This is a genomic window from Streptomyces sp. GSL17-111 (assembly GCF_037911585.1).
Taxonomy (GTDB): domain Bacteria; phylum Actinomycetota; class Actinomycetes; order Streptomycetales; family Streptomycetaceae; genus Streptomyces.
In genome coordinates, this window is record NZ_JBAJNS010000001.1 from 4,654,136 (window position 1) to 4,678,306 (window position 24,171).

Consider the following 24,171-nt stretch of genomic DNA (forward strand, 5'->3'; position numbering starts at 1 on the left):
AGCGCGGGCGCTCAGGTGCGGCGGCGGAAGGCGCGCACGGCCAGCGGGGCCGTCACGGCGGTGAGCCCCACGGCCCAGACGAGCGTCCACAGCACCGGCTGCGCCACCGGTCCCTGACCGATCATCAGCCCACGTGCGGCGTCGGCGGCGTGGGAGAGCGGGTTGACGGAGGCGAACGCCTCCAGCCAGCCCGGCATCGTCTCGACCGGTACGAAGATCGACGACCCGAACTGCAGGGGCATCAGCGCCAGGAACGAGGCGCCCTGGATGGCCTGCGCGCTCTTCAGCAGCAGCCCGAGGAGCATGAAGATCCACAGCAGCGAGGTGCCGAACAGCGCCGTCAGCGCGACGGCCGCGCCCAGCTCGGCCCAGCGGCCGTCGACGTCCAGGCCGACGGCGAGTCCCACCAGCAGGAGCACGGCGAACGCCACGAGCATGCGCCCCAGTTCGACGACGACCTTCGCGACCAGCACCGAGGAGCGGGCGATGGGCAGGGCGCGGAACCGGTCCATCACGCCGGTGCGCAGGTCCTCGTTGAGGCCGGTGCCGACGGCCATGGCGATCCCGATGCTGGTCATCGCCATCATGCCGGGCATCAGGTAGTCGGTGTACCGGTCCCGGTCGCCGTCGGCCCCGATCGCACCGCCGAAGACGTAGACGAACAGCAGCGTGAAGACGATGGGCATGAGCAGGGCGTCCATCATCGACTGCGGGTCGCCCTTGGCCTGGAGGGCCTGCCGGCGCACGAGGGCGCCGACGTGTCGCAGGTGGTCGCGCGGGGTGGGGGCACCCACGTCGACGGCGGAGGCGGGGGAGCGGGTCGCGGTCGCGGTGGTCATGCGGCGGCCTCCTCGGTGGCGGGTGCGGTGGTGTCGGCGGGGGCGTCGGCGGGTGCGGTCCGCTCGCCGGTGAGGGCGAGGAACACCTCGTCCAGGCTGGGCAGGTGGGTGCCGACGCCAGCCAGCGCGAAGCCGCGCTCGGCCAGCAGCCGGACCACGTCGGTCAGGTGCGCGTCGCTCACGACGGGCACGTGCACCACGCCCTCGGCCACGTCGGCGCGGGGCGCGGTCGGGCCGGCGGCCCGGGACTGGGCGAGGGCGCCGAGCAGCCGGTGGAGCTCGCCGGGGTCGCCGGGACGGACCTCCAGGGTGCGCCCGCCGACCCGGGCCTTGAGGCCGTCCACCGTGCCCTCGGCGATGACCCTGCCCCGGTCGACGACGGTCAGCGCGCGGGCCAGTTGCTCGGCCTCCTCCATGTACTGGGTGGTGAGCAGGACGGTCGTGCCCTCGCGGGTCAGCCGGCGGACCTCGTCCCACACCTCGTTGCGGGTGCGCGGGTCGAGCCCGGTGGTCGGCTCGTCCAGGAAGAGGACCCGGGGGCGGCCGATCATGGAGGCCGCCAGGTCCAGGCGGCGCCGCATGCCGCCCGAGTAGGTGCGGGGCGGGCGGTGGGCGGCCTCCGTCAGGGAGAACCGTTCCAGCAGCGCGTCGGCGCGGGCCCGGGCGTCCGCGCGGGAGAGGTCCAGGAGCCGGCCGATGAGGTAGAGGTTCTCCCAGCCGGAGATCTTCTCGTCCACCGAGGCGTACTGCCCGGTCAGCCCGATCGCCCGGCGCAGCGACGCCGGCTGCCGGAGGACGTCGAGTCCGGCGACGCTCGCGCGGCCGGCGTCCGGCACGAGCAGGGTGGCCAGGCAGCGGACGAGGGTCGTCTTGCCCGCGCCGTTCGGCCCGAGCACGCCGTGCACCGTGCCCTCCGCCACCGCCAGGTCCACCCCGTCCAGGGCCCGGGTCTGACCGAAGTGCTTGACCAGGCCGTGGACGTCCACGGCGAGGTCGCTTCCGTTCGTTGTGCGCGTCATGCCGACGACGGTGCCAGCCCCCGCCGACGGGCCGCCGACATCCTCCCGGCGCTACCGACGCACCACCGACGGACCGCCGACAGCGGGCGGGCCCGGGCACGCCACGGCCCGTCGGCGGGGCTGGGGGAGGGGCCGGGCCGACGGGCCGCGCGGTGTGCCGGGAGAAGTCAGTGGAAGGTGTGCTCCTCCTGCGGGAAGGCGCCGCCCGCGACGTCGTCGGCGAACGCCTTCGCGGCGTCACCGAGGGCCGCGCGCAGTTGCGCGTACTGCTTGACGAAGCGCGGCACCCGGCCGCCGGTGAGGCCCGCCATGTCCGTCCACACCAGCACCTGGGCGTCGCAGGCGCCACCGGCGCCGATGCCGATGGTGGGGATGTGCAGGGAGCGGGTCACCTCGGCGGCCAGCTCGGCCGGGACCATCTCCAGGACGACGGCGAAGGCGCCGGCGTCCTGCGCGGCCTTGGCGTCCCGCAGCAGCCGGTGCGCGTCCTCGTCGCCCCGGCCCTGCACCCGGTAGCCCATGGTGTTCACGGACTGCGGGGTCAGCCCCAGGTGCGACATGACGGGGATGCCGGCGGAGACCAGCAGCTCCGTCTGCGCCAGCGAGCGCTCGCCGCCCTCCAGCTTCACCGCGCCGACGCCGGCGTCCTTGACGAGCCGGGTCGCGCTGCGCAGCGCCTGGGTCGGGCCCTCCTGGTACGAGCCGAAGGGCAGGTCGCCGACGACCAGGGCGCGGCGCGTGCCGCGCACGACGGCGGCGGAGAGCATCGCCATCTGGTCCAGCGTGACCGGGACCGTGGTGTCGTAGCCGAGGTGGCAGTTCCCCGCCGAGTCCCCCACGAGGAGGACGGGGATGCCCGACTCGTCGAAGACGGAGGCGGTCACCGCGTCGTAGGCGGTGAGCATCGCCCACTTCTCGCCGCGCTCCTTGGCTGCGGCGAGGTCGCGGACGGTGATGCGCCGGTTCTGGGCCGTACCGTACAGACTCTTCACGGCCTGGCTGCTGTCGGCAGCCGTGTGGGCATGCGTCATGGCATGGGCTCCTGGTGTGTCGTCTCGAAGCGCCCTGACGGCGTCTCCGGATCGCTGTCCATGGTGGCACCTCCGGCGGCTCCGGGGGAAGGGGAGCGGGGCCGCGTCACACCGGGTCCCGGACGGCCCCGGCGCCGCGCCCAGTACGCCGCAGGGCCGTCGCGGCGCGCCCGAGAGCCGCTGAACGCAGCCGCCGCGTCCCGTCCCGGAGCCCGCCGGTGGCACGGCGTGAGCCGCTTCACCTGGCAGGAAGCGGAACTGAGGGGATGTACGGGATCGTCCTTCCCGCAGTACGGTCGGCCGCGCCCGACCGTACGGGAGTTCCCCTGGGAGGGGCGTGCCCGCCGCGGGTTCGTGCTTCGATGACCAGGGGGGCACGAGCGGGACTGGACCACCGGCAGTGAGGAACACGCATGGCACGGGCGTACACGGTGCACACGGACGCGGCCGCGGGCGACGAGGAGTCGACCGCCGAACGCCCCGGCGCCGCGGACGGCCGCACCGGCCGGGGCTGGCGCGCTCCCGGGATCTGGCGTCGCGGCATCGTCCTCGCCGTCCTCGCCGTGCTGCTGGGCGCCACCATGGCCCTGCACGCCCGGATGCCGAACGCGGTCGGCAACCTGGGCAGCCTTGTGGAGACGTTCCTGCCGTGGTTCGGCCTCGGCGTCCCGGTGCTGCTGGTGGCCGCCCTGCTGCGGCGCTCGATGACGGCGCTGGCCGCGCTGCTGGTGCCCGTCGTGGTGTGGGCGGGGATGTTCGGCGGGCTGCTGACGACCAAGTCGGCCGAGGGCGGTGACCTCACGGTCCTCACCCACAACGTCGACGCGGGCAACGCGGACCCGGCGGGCACGGCGGAGGCGCTGGCGGAGTCGGGGGTGGACGTCGTCGCGCTGGAGGAACTGCCCACGCGCTCGACCGAGGTGTACGAGCGGGCCCTCGCCGAGGAGTACCCGCACCGTGCGGTGCTGGGCACCATCGGCGTGTGGAGCAGGTTCCCGCTGCGGGACACGGCACCCGTCGACATCAAGATCGGCTGGACGCGGGCCCTGCGGACGACGGTGGTCACGCCGCAGGGGCCGGTCGCGGTCTTCGCGGCGCACCTGCCCTCGGTCCGGGTGAAGCTCGACGCCGGTTTCACGGCGGGGCAGCGTGACGACGCGGCCGACCAGCTGGGCCGGGCCATCGCCGACGAGCCGCTGGCGGACGTCGTCCTGCTCGGCGATCTCAACGGCACCATGAACGACCGGGCCCTGGCCTCGGTCACCGCGCAGATGCGCTCCACCCAGGGGGCCGCCGGGGACGGCTTCGGCTTCTCCTGGCCCGCGTCCTTCCCGATGGCGCGGATCGACCAGATCATGGTGCGCGGGCTCGAGCCGGTCTCGTCCTGGACCCTCCCCGCGACCGGCAGCGACCACCTCCCGGTGGCCGCGTCGCTCACCCTGTCCGGCTGAGGACGCCGGGGGCGCGGGCCGGGGATTTCGTCGTGGGGGCACGGCCGTGCGAGACTTTGTTTCGGCGGTAAACATAACCTGGCTCCCGACGCCCGGACCGGAACGGAAAGGCCCCCGCATGCCCCTCGCTGTGCTCGCCCTGGCGATCGGCGCCTTCGGTATCGGTATGACCGAGTTCGTGATGATGGGCCTGCTCCCCGACGTCGCAGAGGACCTGGGCACCTCCGTCCCCACCGCCGGGCACCTCGTCTCGGCGTACGCCATCGGCGTCGTCATCGGCGCCCCGCTCCTGACGGCGGTCGGCGCCCGGGTGCCGCGCCGCCGCATGCTCGTGGCTCTCATGGCCCTGTTCACCGTCGGGAACCTGGCCTCCGTGCTCGCCCCCGGCTTCGGCACCCTGCTCGCCGGACGGCTGCTCGCCGGCCTGCCGCACGGCGCCTTCTTCGGTGTCGGCGCCGTGGTCGCCGCCCGGCTGGTCGCCCCGGACCGGCAGGCCCGCGCCGTCGCCGCGATGTTCCTCGGCCTGACCGTGGCCAACGTCGTCGGCGTCCCCGCCGGGACCGCCCTCGGCCAGCACTTCGGCTGGCGGGCGACGTTCCTCGTCGTCACCGCCGTCGGTGTCGTGGCCATGGCCGCCCTGGCGGCGCTCGTGCCCCGGCTGCCCCGGGAGTCCGGCGCCGGACTGGGCGGCGAACTGCGCGCGCTCGCCGACCGCCAGGTGCTCCTCGGGCTGCTCACCGCCGTCTTCGGCTTCGCGGGCGTCTTCGCGGTCTACAGCTACCTCGCCTCGACGGTCACCGAGGTGACGGGCCTGGCGGAGTCCTCGGTGACGCTCGTCCTCGCCCTCTTCGGCATCGGCATGACGCTCGGCGCCCTCGTCGCCGGGCCGCTCACCGACCGGGCGCTGCGGCCCACGCTCTACGGCTCCCTGACCGCGCTGGCCCTCGTGCTGCTCGCCTTCCACTTCACGGCCCACGTCCGGTGGGCGGCCCTGGTCACCGTCGTGCTCATCGGCGCCGTGGGCTTCATGACCACCACACCGCTCCAGTTGCTGGTGATGAACAAGGCGCGGGCGGCGCCCACCCTGGCCTCCGCCTCCAACCACTCGGCGTTCAACCTGGCCAACGCGGGCGGTGCCTGGCTCGGCGGCCTGGCCGTCTCGGCCGGCTGGGGCTGGACCTCGCCGTCCCTGGTGGGCGCGGGGCTGGCCGTGCTGGGCCTGGCGGTCGCCGTCGCCGCCGGACGGCTGGACCGCGATCCCGCCACCCCCCGGCCCGCCTCCCGCGTCGTCTTCCGGGGCGCCCTGCGGACGCGGGACCACCAGCGCGTGTGAGCCGCGGGCGGCGCGTCACCCCGCGTCACTCCACGGCGCCCCGCGTCACTCCACGGCGCGGTAGGCCAGCGCCGTCGTCACGCCGTAGGCGAGGTGCGGCACGATGTCGGAGACCCAGCTGTCGCCGCCCCACGAGGACGGGTCCGTCACACCCAGCGCGGACGCCGGGACGTCGCTGCCGGCCATCGCCAGCGCCCCCAGGGCCGGGCCGTCGAGCCAGCCGGGCAGCCGCACCCCGGCCCCGCGCAGCAGCCCGTAGGCCGCCCCCACGCCGAGGCCGGTGAGGTAGCCGAGCAGGGCGCCGGACGCCTGCTCCCGGTTCGTCTCCTCCTCCCCGCCGCCCAGCTCCACGCCCGCCGTGTCCGCCAGCCGGTCCGCCACCTCGGCGGGCACCTGGCTGGCGGGCCGGGCGCGGAGCAGCATGTCGCCGTACGTGACGAGGTTGAGCGCGGTCGTACCGGCCGCTCCGGCGAGCAGTCCTTTGGCGAGCGCGTGCATCGGGGCACCTCCGTGCGGAGTGACGGGCGTACGGCCCGACGGGGTACCCCGGCCCGCCGCCCGCGAACCTGGGCCCGCAGCGGGCGGCGGGCCAGCGGGCCCCGCACCGGCCCCGCGTCAGCCGCGCGGCCCGGCGGACTCGCGCCAGCGGTTGGTGATGGGCAGCCGGCGGTCCTTGCCGAAGCCCTTCGGCGAGATCTTCGTGCCCGGCGGGTACTGGCGGCGCTTGTACTCCGCCGTGTCCGTCATCCGCAGCACCCGGGTGACCAACTCCGCGTCGAAGCCCCGGGCGACGATCTCCTCGGCCCCCAGGTCCCGGTCCACGTACAGCTCCAGAACGGCGTCGAGCACCTCGTACTCCGGCAGCGAGTCGGCGTCCACCTGGCCGGGCCGCAGCTCGGCGCTGGGCGGCTTGGTGATCGAGCTCTCCGGGATCGGCGGGGTCTCGCCGCGCTCGGCCGCCGACCGGTTCCGCCAGCGCGCCAGCCGGAAGACGGTCGACTTGTAGACGTCCTTGATCGGCCCGTACGCCCCGACGGAGTCCCCGTAGAGCGTCGAGTAGCCGCAGGCCAGCTCGGACTTGTTGCCCGGCGCGAGGACGATGTGCCCCTCCTGGTTGGACAGCCCCATCAGCAGCGTGCCGCGCAGCCGGGCCTGGAGGTTCTCCTCGGCCAGCCCGGTCAGCTCGGCCGACGCCTTGTAGGCGTCGAACATCGGCTCGATGGACACCGTGCGGAAGTTCAGCCCCGTCCGCCGGGCCAGCTCCGCCGCGTCGTCCCGCGAGTGCTGCGAGGAGTAGCGGGAGGGCATGGAGACGCCGTGGACGTGCTCGGCGCCGACGGCGTCGCAGGCGACGGCCGCCGTGAGCGCGGAGTCGATGCCGCCGGAGAGGCCGATGAGCACCGAGCGGAAACCGTTCTTCGCGACGTACGCCCGCAGCCCCACCACCAGCGCCGTGTAGATCTCCTCCTCGTCCCCCAGCCGCTCGGCGACCTCGCCGTGCACCTCGGCCTCGTAGGCGGGCAGCGGGTCGGCCGACAGCGTCCGGTGCTCGACGCGCAGCCCGTCGTCCACCGTGCCCGAGGGGGGCTCCGGAGCCGCCGCCGGGAGGTCCAGGTCGAGCAGGACGCAGCCCTCGGCGAACTGCGGCGCCCGCGCCAGCACCTCCCCGCCCGCGCCCACGACCACCGAGTCCCCGTCGAAGACCAGCTCGTCCTGGCCGCCGATCATCGCCAGGTACGCCGTCGTGCACCCCGCCTCCTGCGCGCGCTTGCGCACCAGGTCCAGGCGGGTGTCGTCCTTGTCCCGCTCGTAGGGCGAGGCGTTGACCGACAGCAGCAGCCCGGCACCCGCGCTGCGGGCCGCCGGGACCCGGCCGCCGTCCTGCCACAGGTCCTCACAGATGGCCAGCGCGACGTCCACGCCGTGGACGCGCACCACCGGCAGGGTGTCGCCGGGCACGAAGTACCGGAACTCGTCGAACACGCCGTAGTTCGGCAGGTGGTGCTTGGCGAACGTCAGCACCACCTCCCCCCGGTGCAGCACCGCCGCCGCGTTCTGCGGCGCACCGGCCGGCTGCCCGTACCGGGCGCTGTGGTGCTCGGCGCGGTCCAGGTAGCCGACGACGACGGGCACCTCGCCCATCCCCTCCTCGGCCAGCCGCGCGGCCAGCGCCGAGACCGCCGCCCGGCTGGCGTCGACGAACGACGCGCGCAGCGCCAGGTCCTCGACGGGGTAGCCGGTCAGCATCATCTCCGGGAACGCGACGAGGTGCGCCCCCTGGTCCGCGGCGTGGCGCGTCCACTGCACGACCGCCTCGGCGTTGCGGGTGATGTCCCCGACGGTGGAGTCGATCTGGTTCAGGGCGAGTCGAATCTGAGGCACGCCCCCACATTACCGTCACTTTGACGCGATGTCTCCCGTGCGGCCGCACGGGAGACGTGGACCCGGCGCCGTGTCAGCTGCCGAACGTCGCCGGCTGGATGTTGTGGTTGAGCCGGAAGACGTTCTCCGGGTCGTAGCGCGCCTTGACCTCGGCCAGCCTGCGGTGGTTGTCCTCCCCCAGCCCGGCGACGACGCGGTCCTTCCCCTCCTCGCCGATGAAGTTGAGGTACACCGCCCCGCTCGCCCACGGCCGGACGTCCTCGCGCACCGCGCGGGCCCACCGCCGGGACCGCTCGTCGTCGGCCGGGTCCTCCCACAGGCAGAAGGGGTGCACGGCCCACCGGGCGTGCCGCCACGGCAGGGGGTGGTCGGAGGTGCTGCGGCCGGCCGCCCCGCCCTGCGGGAACAGCGCGTGCTGGGTCGGCGAGGGGACGAGCATGTCGTCGGCCCGCGCGCAGTAGCGGTCGACCGCCTCGTCCGGGAGCGCGTCCAGGTGCTCGGCCGACCAGTAGTTCCGGTAGCCGGGCGGGTCGTCGAGCATGCTCTCCAGGTCCGCGTTGGACATCTCCGCGATCATCCGCCCCTCCGGGCGCAGCCCGAGCAGCGGGGCCGCCGCCTCCCGGGCCGCCGCCTCACGGCCGGTGTAGACGACGAGGACGGCGCACGCGAGCCGGTCCACCAGCCCGTCGGGGACGAACGGCTCCGGCGGCGCGGTGAGGTAGATGACCCCGCCGCAGACGTCGTCGGGCGCGGTCTCCATCAGGTCGCGGTAGGTGCGGACCACCTCCGGGCCCCGCTCCGGCCCCCACAGCAGCAGCATCACCGTCACCACCGGCAGCGGGTGCAGCCGCAGGGTGAACGAGGTGGCCACCCCGAAGTTGCCGCCTCCGCCGTGCAGCGCCCAGAACAGCTCGGGGTGCTCGTCCTCGCTGGCCGTCAGCCGCTCCCCGTCGGCCGTCACCAGGTCCACCGACAGCAGGTTGTCGCTGGCCAGCCCGAACTTCCGGTCCAGCCAGCCGGTGCCGCCGCCCAGCAGGAAGCCGCCCACGCCCGTCGTGGAGACCCGGCCGCCCGTCGTCGCGAGGTCGTAGGGTTCGGCCGCCCGGTCCAGGTGCCCCATCGTCGCCCCGCCGCCGACGCGCGCCGTGCGGGCCTGGGGGTCGACCGTGACGTCGTGCATGGGCCGCAGGTCGATGACAAGCCCGCCGTCCACCAGCGCCTTGCCCGCCACGCCGTGCCCGCCGCCCCGTACGGCGATCCGGAGGCCGAGCTGCCGGCCGAACCGGAGTGCCTCGGTGACGTCGGACGGTGTCGCGCACTGGACGATCAGCGCCGGACGGCGGTCGATCATGCCGTTGAACAGCGCTCTGGCCTCGTCGTACGGGGGGTCGTCCGGCACCAGCACGTCACCGGAGAGCGTCGTGCGCAGGTCGTCCACGGCCGCGCCCGCCACCACGTCGAGAGCCATGGCCCTCATCTCCCGTCGTGCTCCCGGCCGTCGACGGGCATCGGCGCACCGGAAACGTTCGCTCCCCTCCCAGCCTAGGACCGCGTGCGCGGGCGGCAAGCGGGCTGCCGGCCCCGGCTCCCGCTCGACGCGTCCGGCCGGGCAGGTCGACCAAGATCGGGCCCGTGGCGCACAATGAGGGGCAGGCCCGGCGGAAACGTGGCGGAAACCGCGCGGTGGCATGCTCGAAGCGCGAATCCGGCCCTGCCCCTCGTCGGCAGGGCGGCCTGACCAGCGAGGATGGGTGGATATGGACAAGCAGCAGGAATTCGTGCTCCGGACGCTCGAAGAACGGGACATCCGGTTCGTGCGGCTGTGGTTCACGGACGTGCTCGGCTTCCTCAAGTCCGTCGCCGTCGCCCCCGCCGAGCTGGAGCAGGCGTTCGACGAGGGCATCGGCTTCGACGGCTCCGCCATCGAGGGCTTCGCCCGCGTCTACGAGTCCGACATGATCGCCAAGCCGGCGCCGAGCACGTTCCAGATCCTGCCGTGGCGGGCCGAGGCGCCCGGCACCGCGCGGATGTTCTGCGACATCCTGATGCCCGACGGCTCCCCGTCCTACGCCGACCCCCGCTACGTCCTCAAGCGCATCCTCTCCCGCACCTCCGACCTCGGGTTCACCTTCTACACGCACCCCGAGATCGAGTTCTTCCTCCTCAAGAACAAGCCCGTCGACGGCTCCCGCCCCACCCCGGCGGACTCCTCCGGGTACTTCGACCACACCCCGCAGAACGTCGGCATGGACTTCCGCCGGCAGGCGATCACCATGCTGGAGTCGATGGGCATCTCGGTGGAGTTCTCCCACCACGAGGGCGCGCCCGGCCAGCAGGAGATCGACCTGCGCTACGCCGACGCCCTGGCCACCGCGGACAACATCATGACGTTCCGCCTGGTGATGAAGCAGGTCGCGCTGGAGCAGGGCGTGCAGGCGACGTTCATGCCGAAGCCGTTCTCGGAGTACCCGGGCTCGGGCATGCACACCCACCTCTCCCTCTTCGAGGGCGACCGCAACGCCTTCCACGAGTCGGGCGCCGAGTACCAGCTCTCCAAGGTGGGCCGGTCCTTCATCGCCGGACTGCTGCGGCACGCCGGGGAGATCTCGGCCGTCACCAACCAGTGGGTCAACAGCTACAAGCGCATCTGGGGCGGCACCCAGCGCACGGCCGGCGCCGGCGGCGAGGCGCCGTCCTACATCTGCTGGGGCCACAACAACCGCTCCGCGCTCATCCGGGTGCCGATGTACAAGCCCGGCAAGACCGGCTCGACGCGCATCGAGGTCCGCTCCCTGGACTCCGGGGCCAACCCCTACCTCGCCTACGCGGTGCTCCTGGCCGCCGGGCTCAAGGGCATCGAGGAGGGCTACGAACTGCCCGCCGGCGCCGAGGACGACGTGTGGGCGCTGTCGGACGCCGAGCGCCGCGCGCTCGGCATCAAGCCGCTCCCGCAGAACCTGGGCGAGGCCATCGACCTGATGGAGCAGAGCGAGCTGGTCGCCGAGACGCTCGGGGAGCACGTCTTCGACTTCTTCCTGCGCAACAAGCGCCAGGAGTGGGAGGAGTACCGCTCCGAGGTCACCGCCTTCGAACTGCGCAAGTCCCTGCCGGTCCTGTGAGCGGCGAACGTCCGGTGAGCGCGGGGGCGTCGACGGGGACCGAGCGGCCGGGCGGGCCGGACGCGGGCGGGCGGCGCCGCAGCGCGTTCGGCCGCCTCCTGCGGTACGGCTTCACCGACCCGGCCGAGGCCGCCCGCCTCCTCGCCGCTCCCGAGCTGGCCCCGCACCGCGACAACACCGTGCTGCTCGACGGGCTCGGCGGAGCCGCCGACCCGGACCTGGCCCTGCGCGGTCTGCTGCGGCTGATGGAGGCACAGCGGCTTTGCGGCGGCGAGGACGGCGGCCAGCGGCTGCTGGACACCGTCCTGGCCGCGAAGCCGTTGCGGGACCGGCTGCTCGGGGTGCTCGGGGCCTCCGAGGCCCTGGCCGACCACCTGGTCACCCACGCCACCGACTGGCAGTCCCTGGTCACCTGGGAGACGGCCGACCTGCACCCGGGCGTCGAGGAGTTCGAGGCCGCGCTCGACGGCGCCGACACCCCCGACGCCCTGCGCGTCGCCTACCGCAGGGCCCTGCTGGGCATCGCAGCCCGCGACGTGTGCGGCACCAGCGACCTCGCCCGGACGGCCGCCGAGCTGGCCGACCTGGCGACCGCCACCCTCCGCGCGGCGCTGGCCATCGCCGAGGCCGCCGCCCCCGAGGACGCCGCCGCCTGCCGACTGGCCGTGATCGGCATGGGCAAGTGCGGCGGCCGGGAGCTGAACTACGTCTCCGACGTGGACGTCATCTTCGTCGCCGAGCTGCCGCAGGGCGCCCCCGAGGACGCCGACGAGCCGGGGGCGCTCCAGGCGGCGACGCGGCTCGCGGCGCACCTGGTGCGGATCTGCTCCGACACCACGGCCGAGGGCACCATCTGGCCCGTCGACGCCAACCTCCGCCCCGAGGGCCGCAACGGCCCGCTCGTCCGCACCCTCGCCAGCCACCTCGCCTACTACCAGCGCTGGGCCAAGACCTGGGAGTTCCAGGCCCTGCTGAAGGCCCGCTTCGTGGCCGGTGACGGGGAGCTGGGCCGGGCGTACTGCGACGCGGTCTCGCCGCTGGTGTGGCAGGCCGCCGAGCGGGACAACTTCGTCACCGACGTCCAGCAGATGCGCCGCCGCGTGATCGCCGGCATCCCCGCCGCCCACGTCGAGCGGGAGCTGAAGCTGGGCCCCGGCGGGCTGCGCGACGTCGAGTTCGCCGTGCAGCTCCTCCAGCTCGTGCACGGCCGCAGCGATCCGGAGCTGCGCAGCCCGACCACCCTGGAGGCGCTGCGGGCGCTGGCCGCCGGGGGCTACGTCGGCCGCCGGGACGCCGCCGACCTGGACGCCGCCTACCGCTTCCTGCGCACCGTCGAGCACCACATCCAGCTGCACCGGATGCGGCGCACCCACCTCATGCCCGAGGACGACGCCGCCCTGCGTCGCCTCGGCCGGGTCCTGGGCTTCCGGGCCGAGCCGGTCACCGAGCTGCACCAGGCGTGGAAGCGGCACGCGGCGGCGGTGCGGCGACTGCACGAGAAGCTGTTCTACCGCCCGCTGCTGGACGCCGTCGCCCAGCTCGCGCCGGGCGAGACGCGGCTGCGGACGCAGGCCGCGCGGGAACGCCTGGAGGCCCTCGGCTACGCCGACCCGGCCGGGGCGCTGCGGCACCTGGAGGCGCTGGCCTCCGGCGTCAGCCGCAAGTCCGCCATCCAGCGCACGCTGCTGCCGGTGCTGCTCGGCTGGTTCGCCGACTCCGCCGACCCGGACGCCGGTCTCCTCGGCTTCCGCCAGGTCTCCGACGCGCTGGGCAAGACCCCCTGGTACCTGCGGCTCCTGCGCGACGAGGGGGCCGCCGCCGAGAACCTGGCCCGGGTGCTCTCCGCCGGCCGGCTCGCGCCCGACCTGCTGATGCGGGCGCCCGAGGCCGTCGCCCTGCTGGGCAGCGCGGAGGAGCTGGCGCCGCGCGGCCGGGAGGCGCTGACCCAGGAGGTGCTGGCCGCCGTCGGACGGGCGGACACCGCCGAGCAGGCTGTCGCCGCCGCCCGTGGGGTGCGCCGCCGGGAGCTGTTCCGGACGGCCGCCGCCGACATCATCGGCGCCTACGGCACCGAGGAGTCCCCGGCCCACGTCGACCCGGCCCCGGCCGTCGACCGGGTCGGCCGCGCCGTCTCCGACCTCAACGCCGCCACCGTCGCCGGGGCCCTGCGCGCCGCGACGCGGACCCGCTGGGGCGACACGCTGCCGACCCGGTTCGCCGTCATCGGCATGGGCCGCTTCGGCGGCCTGGAGCAGGGCTACGGCTCCGACGCCGACGTGCTGCTCGTGCACGAGCCGCGGGAGGGCGTCAGCGAGCGGGAGGCCGCCGAGGCCGCCTTCGCCGTGGCGGGCGAGATGCGGCGCCTCCTCCAGCTGCCCACGACCGATCCGCCGCTGCTCATCGACGCCGACCTGCGCCCCGAGGGGAAGTCCGGCCCGCTGGTGCGCAGCCTCGCCTCCTACGAGGCGTACTACCGCCGCTGGTCACTGGCCTGGGAGAGCCAGGCGCTGCTGCGCGCCGAGCCCGTCGCCGGCGACGCGGAGCTGGGCCGCCGCTTCCTCGCGCTGATCGACCCGCTGCGCTACCCGGAGGGCGGGCCGTCCGCCGACGCGGTGCGCGAGATCCGGCGGCTGAAGGCGCGCATGGAGTCCGAGCGGCTGCCGCGCGGCGCCGACCCGACGACCCACGCCAAGCTGGGCCGCGGCGGCCTGTCCGACGTGGAGTGGACGGTGCAGCTGATCCAGCTCCGCCACGCGCACGACGTGCCCGACCTGCGGACGACGCGGACGCGGGACGCCCTGGCCGCCGCCCGCGCCGCCCACCTGCTGGACGGCGACGACGCCGACGTCCTGGACGAGGCGTGGCTGCTGGCCACCCGGGTGCGCAACGCGGTGATGCTCGTGCGCGGCCGGCCCGGTGACACCTTCCCGTCCGAGCCGCGTGAGCTGGCGGCCGTCGGACGCTACCTGGGGTACGAGCCGGGCCACGTCGGGGAGCTGCTGGAGGACTACCGGCGCACGACGCGGCGCGCCCGCGCCGTCATGGAGCGGCTGTTCTACGAGGACGAGGACCGCGCGGGCGGCTGAGTGCCCGCCCCCGGGTGGGCGCCCGCCGGGGCGGCCCGCCGCGTTCCGTCGCTCCGCGCCGCGCGCACGGGGGCCTGCGGCACCGGGGCCGGCGGGACGTCCTGCTCCGGCTTCCCGTCGGGGCCCGGCTTCCCGTCCGGGCCCGGGACGGCCTCCGGGCCCGCCGGAACAGCCGGTTCCGACGCCGCCGGGGCACTCGCCGGGACGGTTGCGGGCTCGCCCGCCGGAAGGTCGCCGCTCTCCGCCTCACCGCGCCGCGCGGCCTGCGCGGGCAGCCGGTGCGGCAGCCGTCCGGACCACAGCAGGGCCACCGCGAACCCGAAGGCCAGACACAGCAGGCCGCCGACCGCGTCCAGCCAGAAGTGGTTGGCGGTCGCGACGATCACCACGAGCGTCAAGGCGGGGTAGAGGACGCCCAGCACCTTCACCCACAGCGGGCGGGCGAGCAGCACGATGAGCACACCGCACCAGGCGGACCAGCCGATGTGCATGGAGGGCATCGCCGCGTACTGGTTGGAGACGTTGGCCATGTTGCCCGAGGCCATCGAACCCCACGTGTCGTGCACGATGACCGTGTCGATGAAGTCACCGCCCGTCATGAGCCGGGGCGGTGCGAGCGGGTACAGGTAGTAACCGAGCAGGGCGACGCCCGTCGTGGCGAACAGCGCGGTGCGGGCGGCCGCGTAGCGGCCGGGCTGGAACCGGTAGAGCCAGACGAGCACACCGATCGTCACGACGAAGTGCAGCGTGGCGTAGTAGTAGTTCATCGAGACGATGAGCCATGTCACGCTGTTGATCGCGTGGTTCCAGCTCTCCTCGAAGGCCAGCCCGAGGCCGCGCTCCAGGTCCCAGACCCAGTGCGCGTTCTTCATGGCGACCGTCTCGTGCTCGGGCACCGCGTTGCGGATCATCGAGTACAGGAAGTAGCTGACGCCGATGAGGCCGAGCTCGAACCAGATGACCGGGCGCCGGGGGGACCGCCGCCGCGCCCACCGGGACCTCGACGACGCTCCGTTGTCAGCCAGCGGACTCGCCGTCGCCACCCCGTCGTCACCCTTGTGTCGCGTTGTCGGTACCCCCATGAGAGGTCAGTCTGCCAGACGGGCCGGTACCGCCGATCATCCCGCGGTCGGGTTCCCGCCGACCCCCGTCATCCGTGAGGTCTACACCGCTCCCAGTGTCTCAGCCCGTCCCCGCGCGCGCAGTCGCGGGCGCCGCCGCCGTCGAACCGCGGACGACCAGTTCGGGCAGGAACATGAACTCCCCGTGCGGGGCGGGGGTGCCGCCGATCTCCTCCAGCAGGGCGCGGACGGCCGCCTGCCCCATGGCGTTGACCGGCTGCCGGATCGTCGTCAGCGGGGGATCGGTGAACGCGATCAGCGGGGAGTCGTCGAAGCCGATGACGGAGACGTCCCCGGGCACCGTGAGCCCGTGCTGCCGGGCGGCCCGGATGGCGCCGAGGGCCATCATGTCGCTGGCGCAAACCACGCCGGTGCAGCCGCGCTCCAGCAGGGCGCCGGTCGCCGCCTGCCCGCCCTCCAGCGTGTACAGGGAGTGCTGGACGAGCACCTCGGCGTCCGGTCCGCTCAGCCCGAGCTGCTCCTCCACGCAGCGCAGGAAGCCCTCGATCTTGCGCTGCACGGGGACGAACCGCGCCGGGCCGAGCGCCAGCCCGACGCGTTCGTGGCCGAGCGAGACCAGGTGCGTGACCGCGAGCCGCATCGCCGCCCGGTCGTCGGGGGAGATGAACGCCGCCCGCACCTTCGGCGAGAACCCGTTGATCAGGACGTACGGGACGCCCTGGCCGCGCAGCTTCTCGTAGCGCTGCATGTCCGCGGTGGTGTCCGCGTGCAGCCCCGAGACGTAGATGATCCCCGCCACCCCGCGTTCGACGAGCATCTCCGTCAGCTCGTCCTCGGTGGAGCCGCCGGGCGTCTGGGTGGCGAGGACCGGGGTGTAGCCCTGGCGGGTCAGCGCCTGGGCGATGACCTGCGCGAAGGCGGGGAATATGGGGTTCTCCAGCTCCGGCGTGATCAGCCCGACCAGCCCGGCGCTGCGTTGCCGCAGCCGCGCCGGGCGCTCGTACCCGAGGAGGTCGAGCGCGGTCAGGACGGATTCGCGGGTGGCAGCGGCGACTCCCGGCTTGCCGTTCAGGACCCGGCTGACCGTCGCCTCGCTGACCCCCGCCTGGGCTGCGATGTCAGCTAGCCGTGCGGTCACAGCAACGGACTGTACCGGCCGGACCGCGTCCCGCGCACCCGTCGCCCTGGCCCCTCCGGCCGGGGACGGCGCGAAAGGGGCCGGTCCGACGGGTGCGCGGACCCGGGCTCAGCGGGCGACGGGCCAGTCGGGCAGGACGGAGGTGCTCCAGGTCTCGGCGGTCTCCGCGAGGGCCTCCTCGGGCGGCTCCGTGCCCCGCAGGATCGCCTCCCACCGGGGCTCCAACGTCGCGAGCAGTTCCGCGCCCTCGGGCACCGACAGCCGGGGCACGCACGTGGTGCTGGCGAAGTAGAACGAGTTGCGGATCGGGTCGGACAGCACCTGGCGGGTGTAGGCGGCCTTGCGGGTCGGCAGCAGGCTCAGCTTCAGTGCGAGCTCCTCCTGCTGCTCGGCGGCCGTCATGAAGCCGACGAACAGCTGCGCGGCCTCCGGGTGCTCCGTGCCGGCGGAGACGACGAGGTTGTGGCCGCCGGTGGGGGAGCCGCGCTCACCCGTCGAGCCGGCCGGGACGGGCGCGATGCCCAGGTTCTCGCGGTCGGTGAAGGCCGCGCCCTCGAATATGCCGGTCGTCGCCCAGGGCCCGTCGAAGATCATCGCGACCTCGCCGCGCTGGAACGCGGACTGCATGGCGCCGTAGGCGTCCTCGGCCGGGGGCTTGCGGGCGGCGCCGGAGCTGACGAGGCCGGCGGCGGTGGAGGCGGCCCGCACGGAGGCGTCGTCGGCGATGGTGATGCGCGACAGCTCCGGGTCGAGGAGGTCGCCGCCCTCGCCGTAGAGGAAGGGCAGCGCGTAGTACGCGTCGGTGTTGAGGGCGATGCCGTCGACGCCGGTCGTCTCCTTGATCTTCAGCGCCGCGTCCTGGAGCGCCTCCCAGGTCTCCGGGGGACGGGTGAGGCCCGCCTCGTCGAAGAGCTCCTTGTTGTACAGCAGCGCGAGGGGGTCGGTGACCTGGGGCGCGCCGTAGGTGCGCTCGTCGAAGGTGACCGAGGCCGTGGTGGTCTCCAGGAAGCCCTCCGGCTCCGGGACGGCCGGGGTGCCGGTGAGGTCGGCCAGCAGGCCGTCCTGCACGAAACCGGCCATCCAGCCGACGTCCGCCCGCAGGACGTCCGGCACCTCGCTCCCGTCCCGCACGGCGTCCCGGTACTTCTGCTGGGCCTCGAAGAAGTCGACGTTCACGTACTCCACGTCGATCTTGGGGTGCTCCTTCTCGAAGTCCGCGACGAGCCGGTGAACGGCGGGCGCCTCGGTCGGCCCCGAGGTGTCCCACCAGGTGATCGAGCCCGTGACGTCCGCCGGATCGCTGTCGTCCGCCGCCGTGCAGCCGGTCGCCGCGAGCGTCAGCGCCAGGGCCGTGACACCCGCCGCGGCTGCGCGTGAGCGGCTTCCGTGACCTCTTCGTCGCCTCATCGATATCTCCCCTTTGCCCGATCGCCCGCTGGGTTCGGAGGAACCTAGCAGCACTGCAACTCCTTGCGTAAGTGGCTGAAACGTGAGTTGCAGAAATTTGCCGCAAGGTCTTTCGGAAAGTTTGCGGCGCTGTTACGTTCCTGGTCAGCCCGGCGCCGCCGAGAGCGGCCGAGAGGAAGCGGTCAGGGCTCCCTCGTACGGGCCCACCACCTTGGAGGACTTTTCATCATGCGGCGTGGCATAGGAACCACTGCACTCGTGGCGGCGCTGGCTCTTGCGGCAACGGCTTGCGGAAGCGGTGACGGCGGGAGCGGCGACGGCAGCGGAAGCGGCAGCGACTCGGGGGAGCTCTCGGGCACCGTCACCTTCTGGGACACCTCGAACGAGGCCGAGAAGGCCGTCTTCGAGGCGATCGCCGAGGACTTCGAGAAGAAGCACCCCGAGGTGGACGTCAAGTACGTGAACATCGGCTTCGACGACGCCCAGAACAAGTTCAAGAACGCCGCCAACGCCGGCGAGGCGCCCGAGGTCATGAGAACCGAGGTCGCCTGGGTCTCGGACTTCGCCAGCCTCCAGCTCATCGAGCCGCTGGACGACGTCGTCGAGGACAAGGACGACTACCTGCCGCAGCCCTGGGGTTCGACCCAGTACGACGGCACCACGTACGCCCTTCCCCAGGTGACCGACACCCTCGCCCTCTTCTACAACAAGGCGCTGCTGGAGAAGGCGGGCGTCGAGGTGCCCACCTCCGTCGAGGAGCTGAAGGCGTCGGCGGACGCCATCAAGGACGAGGCCGGCGTCACGCCGCTCTACCTGCGCGGTGACGACTCCTACTGGTTCCTGCCCTACATCTACGGCGAGGGCGGCGACCTGGTCGACGCCGAGGCCAAGGAGGTGACGGTCGACGGCCCGGCCGGTGTCGCCGCCTTCGAGACCATCAAGGACCTCCTCGACGAGGGCGTCGCCGAGACCGACCTCACCGACGGCTACGCCAACCAGGAGAAGGCCTTCAACGACGGCGACGTCGCCATGATGGTCAACGGCCCGTGGGCCATCGCCGGCACCCTCGCGGGCGACCAGTTCAAGGACGACCCGGACAACCTCGGCGTCGCCCCCGTCCTGGCCGGCAGCGAGGGCCAGGGCGCCCCGCAGGGCGGCTGGAACCTGTCCGTCTACGCGGGCACCGACCCGGACAACATGGACGCGGCCAAGGAGTTCGCCAAGTACATGTCCTCCGCCGAGGTGCAGCAGCGCACCACCGAGGAGCTGAGCCTCCTGCCGACCCGCGCCTCCGTCTACGAGGACGAGGCGGTCAAGGACAACCAGATGGTGCAGTTCTTCAAGCCGGCCGTCGACAAGGCCGTGCAGCGCGCCTGGATCCCCGAGGCCGCCTCCCTCTTCGACCCGCTGAACAAGGAACTGGCCAAGGTCATCAAGGACGCGGCCACCCCGCAGGAGGCCGCCGACTCGACGGCCAAGCAGTACCGCGACCTGCTCGAAGGCTGGAAGTAAGCGCCGGGCCGGCCCAGGCCGGGACGCAACGGAAAGGCTGACGAAGGACCATGGCTGTCGACACCGGTCAGCCGGTGACGAAGGCCGCGGGCGGTGGCACCACCGCCCGCGGCCCTCGGCGCGGGCACGACGAGAGGACACCGGGACGCATGCGGCGTGCGCTGTCCAAGCACTGGTACGCGTGGACGATGATCGCCCCGGTCGTCATCGTGATCGGCGTGATCATCGGATACCCGCTCGCGCGGGGCGTCTACCTCTCGATGACGAACGCCGACGAGCGCAACGTCGAGCGCACCATCGGCGCCCGCACGCTGGAGGCGACCTACGAGTTCGTCGGCTTCGACAACTACGTCGAGGTGCTGACGGGCGACGCGTTCTGGGGCCGGATGGGCTGGACCATCCTCTGGACGGTCTCCTGCGTCACCATCACCTTCGTCATCGGCCTGGCGCTGGCCAACATGCTCAACCGCAAGGTCAGAGGGCGCGCGCTCTACCGCGTCCTGCTGATCCTGCCGTGGGGGGTGCCCGCCTTCGTCTCGATCTTCGCCTGGCGGCTGCTCTTCAACGACGACGGCGTCTTCAACGGCGTCCTCACCGGCGGCGGAGTCGAGGGCGTCACCTGGCTGGAGGACCCGACCTGGGCCAAGATCGCCGTCATCGCGGTGAACGTCTGGCTCGGCGTGCCCTTCATGCTCGTCGCCACCCTCGGCGCGCTCCAGTCCATCCCCGGCGAGCTCTACGAGGCCGCCGAGATGGACGGCGCCGGCCCCTGGCAGCGGTTCACCAACATCACGCTGCCCAGCATCCGCACGGTGAGCTCCACGGTGATCCTGCTGAGCACCATCTGGACGTTCAACATGTTCCCCGTGATCTTCCTGCTCACCCAGGGCGGGCCCTACGGCTCCTCGGAGATCCTCGTGACCGAGGCGTTCAACCTCGCCTTCGTCCGCAGCCCGCGGGACTTCGCCGGCTCCGCCACCTGGGGCGTGCTCATCCTGCTGATCCTCATGATCTTCGCGGTGTTCTACCGCCGTTCGCTCCGCAAGCAGGGAGAGGTGTGGTGACCGAGATGCCGAACCACGCGATCGACAAGGGACCGGCGGGCCCGGCCGAGGCGGCGACGCCCGGCCGCGCCGTCCCCGCCACGCCGCCCGCCGCACCGCCCCCGGGGCCGAAGCGCGTCCGCAAGCGGGGCGAACGCGGCCCGCTCGCCTCGCTCGCCCTGCACCTGGGGTTGCTCGTCGCCGTCGTCGTCGCCGTCTTCCCGCCGTTCTGGCTGCTGGTGACGTCGTTCAAGCCGCGCAACGAGGCCTTCGGCCTGGACCTGGTGAAGGACTTCACCACCGAGAACTACACACACGTCCTCGGTGAGACGGCGTTCCTCACCTGGTTCGGCAACTCCGTGCTCGTCGTCGTGCTGACCGTCGTCCTCGGCGTGTTCATCGCCTCGACCACCGGCTACGCGCTCAGCCGCTTCAAGTTCCCCGGCATGCGGCCGCTGCTGTGGACGCTGCTCATCACCCAGATGTTCCCGGTGGCCGTGCTGATCGTGCCGCTGTACAACCTGATGGCCAAGTTCCAGCTGCTCAACCAGCCCATCGGCCTGGTCATCACCTACCTCACCATCGCCGTGCCGTTCTGCGCCTGGATGATGAAGGGCTTCTTCGACACCATCCCGATCTCCATCGACGAGTCGGGGCGCGTGGACGGGCTGAGCCCCTTCGGCACCTTCTGGCGGCTCGTGATGCCGCTGGCCAAGCCCGGCATCGCGGTCACCGGCTTCTACAGCTTCGTCACCGCCTGGGCCGAGGTCGCCTACGCCTCCGCGTTCATGACCGGCGAGGACAAACTGACTCTCGCACGCGGCCTGCAGACCTTCGTCAACCAGTACACCCAGGACTGGGGCTCCATGACGGCCGCCGCCGTGCTCATCGCGGTGCCCGCCGCCCTCGTCTTCGGGTTCGCCCAGCGCTACCTGATCTCGGGCATGACCGCCGGCGCCGTCAAGTCCTGACGCGTCCGGCGCCCTCGAGCGCCTCACCCCCACCCGTTCACGACACCCAGGGATGACATGACCCAGCACCTCGCCGCACCTGAGACCGGCACGGCCGCCGACCGCGACCGCCGCCCCGGCTGGTGGCGCGACGCCGTCATCTACCAGGTCTATCCGCGCTCCTTCGCCGACGGCAACGGGGACGGCATGGGCGATCTGCCCGGCATCCGCCGTCGGCTGCCCTACCTCGCCGAGCTCGGCGTCGACGCCGTCTGGCTGAGCCCCTTCTACGCCTCGCCGCAGGCCGACGCGGGCTACGACGTCGCCGACTACCGCGCCATCGACCCGATGTTCGGCGACCTGCACGACGCCGACGCGCTCATCCGCGACGCCCACACCCTCGGGCTGCGCGTCATCGTCGACCTCGTGCCCAACCACTCCTCCGACCAGCACGACTGGTTCCAGCGCGCCCTGCGCGAGGGCCCCGCCTCCCCGCTGCGCGACCGGTACCACTTCCGTCCCGGCAAGGGCGAGGACGGCGCCCAGCCCCCCAACGACTGGGAGTCCATCTTCGGCGGGCCCGCCTGGACCCGCACGAAGAACCCCGACGGGACGCCCGGCGACTGGTACCTGCACCTCTTCGCCCCCGAGCAGCCCGACTTCAACTGGGACCACCCGGCCGTGCGCGACGAGTTCCGCTCGGTGCTGCGCTTCTGGCTGGACATGGGCGTCGACGGCTTCCGCATCGACGTCGCGCACGGCATGGTCAAGGCCCCCGGCCTGCCGGACATGGGCCACGGCGAGCAGCTCAGGCTGCTCGGCAACCAGGTGCTGCCCTTCTTCGACCAGGACGGGGTCCACGAGATCTACCGCTCCTGGCGCCTCATCCTGGAGGAGTACGGCGGCGACCGCATCGGCGTCGCCGAGGCCTGGACGCCCAGCGCCGACCGCACCGCGCTCTACCTGCGCCCCGACGAGCTCCACCAGGCGTTCAACTTCCACTACCTGAACGCCTCCTGGGACGTCGCCGAGCTGCGCGGCGTCATCGACGAGTCGCTGGACTCGCTGCGGCCCGTCGGCGCCGCCACCACCTGGGTGCTGTCCAACCACGACGTCGTGCGGCACCGCACCCGCCTGGGCGGCGGCCTCACCCGCGCCCGTGCCGCGAGCCTGCTCATGCTGGCCCTGCCCGGCTCGGCCTACGTCTACCAGGGCGAGGAGCTCGGGCTCCCGGAGGTCACCGACCTGCCCGACGAGGTGCGCCAGGACCCGTCGTTCTTCAAGTCCAACGGCCAGGACGGCCTGCGCGACGGCTGCCGGGTGCCGATCCCGTGGACGCGCACGGGCGCCTCCCTCGGCTTCGGCGACGGCGGCGGCTGGCTGCCCCAGCCCGCCGACTGGGCCGACCTCAGCGTCGAGGCCCAGACCGGCGACCCGGACTCCACCCTGGAGCTGTACCGCACGGCCCTGCGCATCCGCCGCGAGCACGCCGACCTCGGCGCGGGGGACGCCGTCACCTGGCTCGACGCCCCCGCCGGCGTCCTGGCCTTCCGGCGCGGCGACTTCGTCTGCACGGTCAACACGACGACCGCGCCGGTGACGCTGCCCGAGGTCCCCGGCCGGGTCCTGCTGGCCAGCGGCCCCTACGCCGGCGACGGCGTCCTGCCGGGCGACACCACCCTGTGGTGGAGCGCATGAGTGTCATCGAGCCGGGCGCGGCCGTCGCGCCCGCCCGGCTCGCCGACATCGCGGTCCAGGCCCGGGTCAGCGAGGCGACGGTCAGCCGTGTCCTCAACGGCAAGGCGGGAGTGGCCTCGGCCACCCGGCAGCGGGTGCTGGCCGCGCTGGACGTCCTCGGCTACGAGCGGCCCGTGCGGCTGCGGCAGCGCAGCGCCGGCCTGGTCGGTCTCGTCATCCCGGAGCTGACCAACCCGATCTTCCCGGCGTTCGCGCAGGTCATCGAGCAGGCCCTGGCCGGGTACGGCTACACGCCGGTGCTCGGCACGCAGATGCCCGGCGGCGTCACCGAGGACGAACTCGTCGACCAGCTCGTCGAACGCGGCGTCACCGGCATCATCTTCATGTCCGGCCTGCACGCCGACCTCTCCGCCTCGCCCGACCGCTACGCGCGGCTCGCCGGGCGGGGCGTGCCGTTCGTCTGCATCAACGGGTACAACGAGCGCATCGGCGCGCCCTTCGTCTCCCCGGACGACGGCGCGGCCTCCCGCATGGCCGTGCGCCACCTCGCCGAACTCGGCCACCGGCGCGTCGGGCTGGCCGTCGGCCCCACGCGCTTCGTGCCGTCGCTGCGCAAGACGGAGGCCTTCACGGCCGCCGTCGTCGAAGCGGGCCTGCACGGCCACGTCGAGCACACCCTCTTCACCGTCGAGGGCGGGCACGCGGCCGCCGGCGCCCTCCTGGAGGCGGGCTGCACCGGCATCGTCTGCGGCAGCGACATGATGGCCCTCGGCGCGGTGCGGGCCGCCCGCGAACGCGGCCTGGACGTCCCCGGTGAGGTGTCGGTGATCGGCTACGACGACTCGGAGCTGATCGCCTTCACCGACCCGCCGCTGACCACCGTCCGCCAGCCCGTCCGCGCGATGGCCCACGCGGCCGTGCAGTCCCTCCTGGAGGAGATCGGCGGCGACCCGGTGCCGCGCACCGAGTTCGTCTTCCAGCCCGAACTCGTCGTCCGCGCCTCCACCTCCCTCGCCCCCTCCTGACCCGGCGGCGCCCCCGGCCTCCGGGCCCCGGCCTGCGGGCCCGGAGGACCGGCCCG

At 73.3% G+C, this 24,171-nt stretch carries 18 protein-coding genes; 9 read left to right on the plus strand and 9 right to left on the minus strand.

The genetic code is table 11. From position 1 onward, the window contains the following. Positions 1-11: 11 nt before the first annotated feature. The 3 genes from V6D49_RS20810 to panB form a co-directional block, all read right to left on the minus strand. Positions 12-839 carry an ABC transporter permease gene (locus V6D49_RS20810; protein WP_340561848.1) on the minus strand — a complete coding sequence of 276 codons (828 nt, stop codon included), beginning with the start codon at positions 837-839 and terminating at the stop codon, positions 12-14. After that, positions 836-1,858, minus strand: coding sequence for an ATP-binding cassette domain-containing protein (locus tag V6D49_RS20815; RefSeq protein WP_340561850.1), 1,023 nt, complete (start codon positions 1,856-1,858; stop codon positions 836-838). Before V6D49_RS20815 ends, V6D49_RS20810 begins: the two co-directional genes overlap by 4 nt. A 167-nt stretch (positions 1,859-2,025) precedes the next feature. After that, positions 2,026-2,889 carry a 3-methyl-2-oxobutanoate hydroxymethyltransferase gene (gene panB / locus V6D49_RS20820; RefSeq protein ID WP_340561852.1) on the minus strand — a complete coding sequence of 288 codons (864 nt, stop codon included), beginning with the start codon at positions 2,887-2,889 and terminating at the stop codon, positions 2,026-2,028. Between the two features lie 413 nt (positions 2,890-3,302). On the opposite strand from panB, the gene V6D49_RS20825 reads away from it, so the two are divergent. Both V6D49_RS20825 and V6D49_RS20830 read left to right on the plus strand, forming a co-directional pair. Next, positions 3,303-4,340, plus strand: coding sequence for an endonuclease/exonuclease/phosphatase family protein (locus V6D49_RS20825; RefSeq protein WP_340561854.1), 1,038 nt, complete (start codon positions 3,303-3,305; stop codon positions 4,338-4,340). A gap of 118 nt (positions 4,341-4,458) precedes the next feature. Next, positions 4,459-5,673 (plus strand): MFS transporter, encoded by a 1,215-nt coding sequence (locus V6D49_RS20830; protein WP_340561856.1) that lies wholly within the window; start codon positions 4,459-4,461, stop codon positions 5,671-5,673. Positions 5,674-5,718: 45 nt separating this feature from the next. On the opposite strand, the gene V6D49_RS20835 is transcribed toward V6D49_RS20830, so the two are convergent. From V6D49_RS20835 to V6D49_RS20845, 3 genes are all read right to left on the minus strand, one after another. After that, positions 5,719-6,171, minus strand: coding sequence for a hypothetical protein (locus V6D49_RS20835; protein WP_340561858.1), 453 nt, complete (start codon positions 6,169-6,171; stop codon positions 5,719-5,721). Between the two features lie 117 nt (positions 6,172-6,288). Beyond that, positions 6,289-8,055, minus strand: a complete 1,767-nt coding sequence (locus V6D49_RS20840; RefSeq protein WP_340561860.1) for an NAD+ synthase — start codon at positions 8,053-8,055, stop codon at positions 6,289-6,291. Between the two features lie 73 nt (positions 8,056-8,128). Next, complete coding sequence (locus V6D49_RS20845) at positions 8,129-9,523, minus strand: FAD-binding oxidoreductase (protein ID WP_340561861.1); 1,395 nt, start codon at positions 9,521-9,523, stop codon at positions 8,129-8,131. Positions 9,524-9,812: 289 nt separating this feature from the next. On the opposite strand from V6D49_RS20845, the gene glnA reads away from it, so the two are divergent. Together glnA and V6D49_RS20855 are read left to right on the plus strand one after the other, a co-directional pair. Beyond that, positions 9,813-11,174, plus strand: coding sequence for a type I glutamate--ammonia ligase (glnA, locus tag V6D49_RS20850; protein WP_191207755.1), 1,362 nt, complete (start codon positions 9,813-9,815; stop codon positions 11,172-11,174). A gap of 14 nt (positions 11,175-11,188) precedes the next feature. Further along, positions 11,189-14,260 (plus strand): bifunctional [glutamine synthetase] adenylyltransferase/[glutamine synthetase]-adenylyl-L-tyrosine phosphorylase, encoded by a 3,072-nt coding sequence (locus tag V6D49_RS20855; protein ID WP_340564183.1) that lies wholly within the window; start codon positions 11,189-11,191, stop codon positions 14,258-14,260. Here V6D49_RS20855 and V6D49_RS20860 read toward each other — a convergent pair. The 3 genes from V6D49_RS20860 to V6D49_RS20870 all read right to left on the minus strand — a co-directional run bounded on the left by V6D49_RS20860 (position 14,230) and on the right by V6D49_RS20870 (position 17,887). Beyond that, the gene (locus V6D49_RS20860; protein ID WP_340561862.1) at positions 14,230-15,303 is read right to left on the minus strand and encodes a phosphatase PAP2 family protein; all 1,074 of its coding nucleotides are present in this window, start codon (positions 15,301-15,303) and stop codon (positions 14,230-14,232) included. The genes V6D49_RS20855 and V6D49_RS20860 overlap by 31 nt on opposite strands. Positions 15,304-15,442: 139 nt before the next feature. Then, positions 15,443-16,480 carry a LacI family DNA-binding transcriptional regulator gene (locus tag V6D49_RS20865; RefSeq protein WP_340561864.1) on the minus strand — a complete coding sequence of 346 codons (1,038 nt, stop codon included), beginning with the start codon at positions 16,478-16,480 and terminating at the stop codon, positions 15,443-15,445. A gap of 108 nt (positions 16,481-16,588) precedes the next feature. Next, the gene (locus tag V6D49_RS20870; protein WP_340561865.1) at positions 16,589-17,887 is read right to left on the minus strand and encodes an extracellular solute-binding protein; all 1,299 of its coding nucleotides are present in this window, start codon (positions 17,885-17,887) and stop codon (positions 16,589-16,591) included. A 228-nt stretch (positions 17,888-18,115) separates the two neighbouring features. On the opposite strand from V6D49_RS20870, the gene V6D49_RS20875 reads away from it, so the two are divergent. The 5 genes from V6D49_RS20875 to V6D49_RS20895 are packed head-to-tail and all read left to right on the plus strand — an operon-like array spanning position 18,116 to position 24,115. Next, positions 18,116-19,399, plus strand: coding sequence for an extracellular solute-binding protein (locus tag V6D49_RS20875; protein ID WP_340561867.1), 1,284 nt, complete (start codon positions 18,116-18,118; stop codon positions 19,397-19,399). Positions 19,400-19,449: 50 nt separating this feature from the next. After that, positions 19,450-20,463: a carbohydrate ABC transporter permease gene (locus V6D49_RS20880; RefSeq protein ID WP_340561868.1), complete on the plus strand. Its 1,014-nt coding sequence runs from the start codon at positions 19,450-19,452 to the stop codon at positions 20,461-20,463. 5 nt (positions 20,464-20,468) lie between these two features. Further along, positions 20,469-21,413, plus strand: a complete 945-nt coding sequence (locus tag V6D49_RS20885; protein WP_340564185.1) for a sugar ABC transporter permease — start codon at positions 20,469-20,471, stop codon at positions 21,411-21,413. Between the two features lie 57 nt (positions 21,414-21,470). Next, entirely contained in the window at positions 21,471-23,090 is a 1,620-nt protein-coding gene (locus V6D49_RS20890; RefSeq protein WP_340561869.1) for a glycoside hydrolase family 13 protein, read from the plus strand. Further along, positions 23,087-24,115 carry a LacI family DNA-binding transcriptional regulator gene (locus V6D49_RS20895; RefSeq protein ID WP_340561872.1) on the plus strand — a complete coding sequence of 343 codons (1,029 nt, stop codon included), beginning with the start codon at positions 23,087-23,089 and terminating at the stop codon, positions 24,113-24,115. The genes V6D49_RS20890 and V6D49_RS20895 overlap by 4 nt, the downstream gene beginning before the upstream one ends. Positions 24,116-24,171 lie beyond the last annotated feature (56 nt).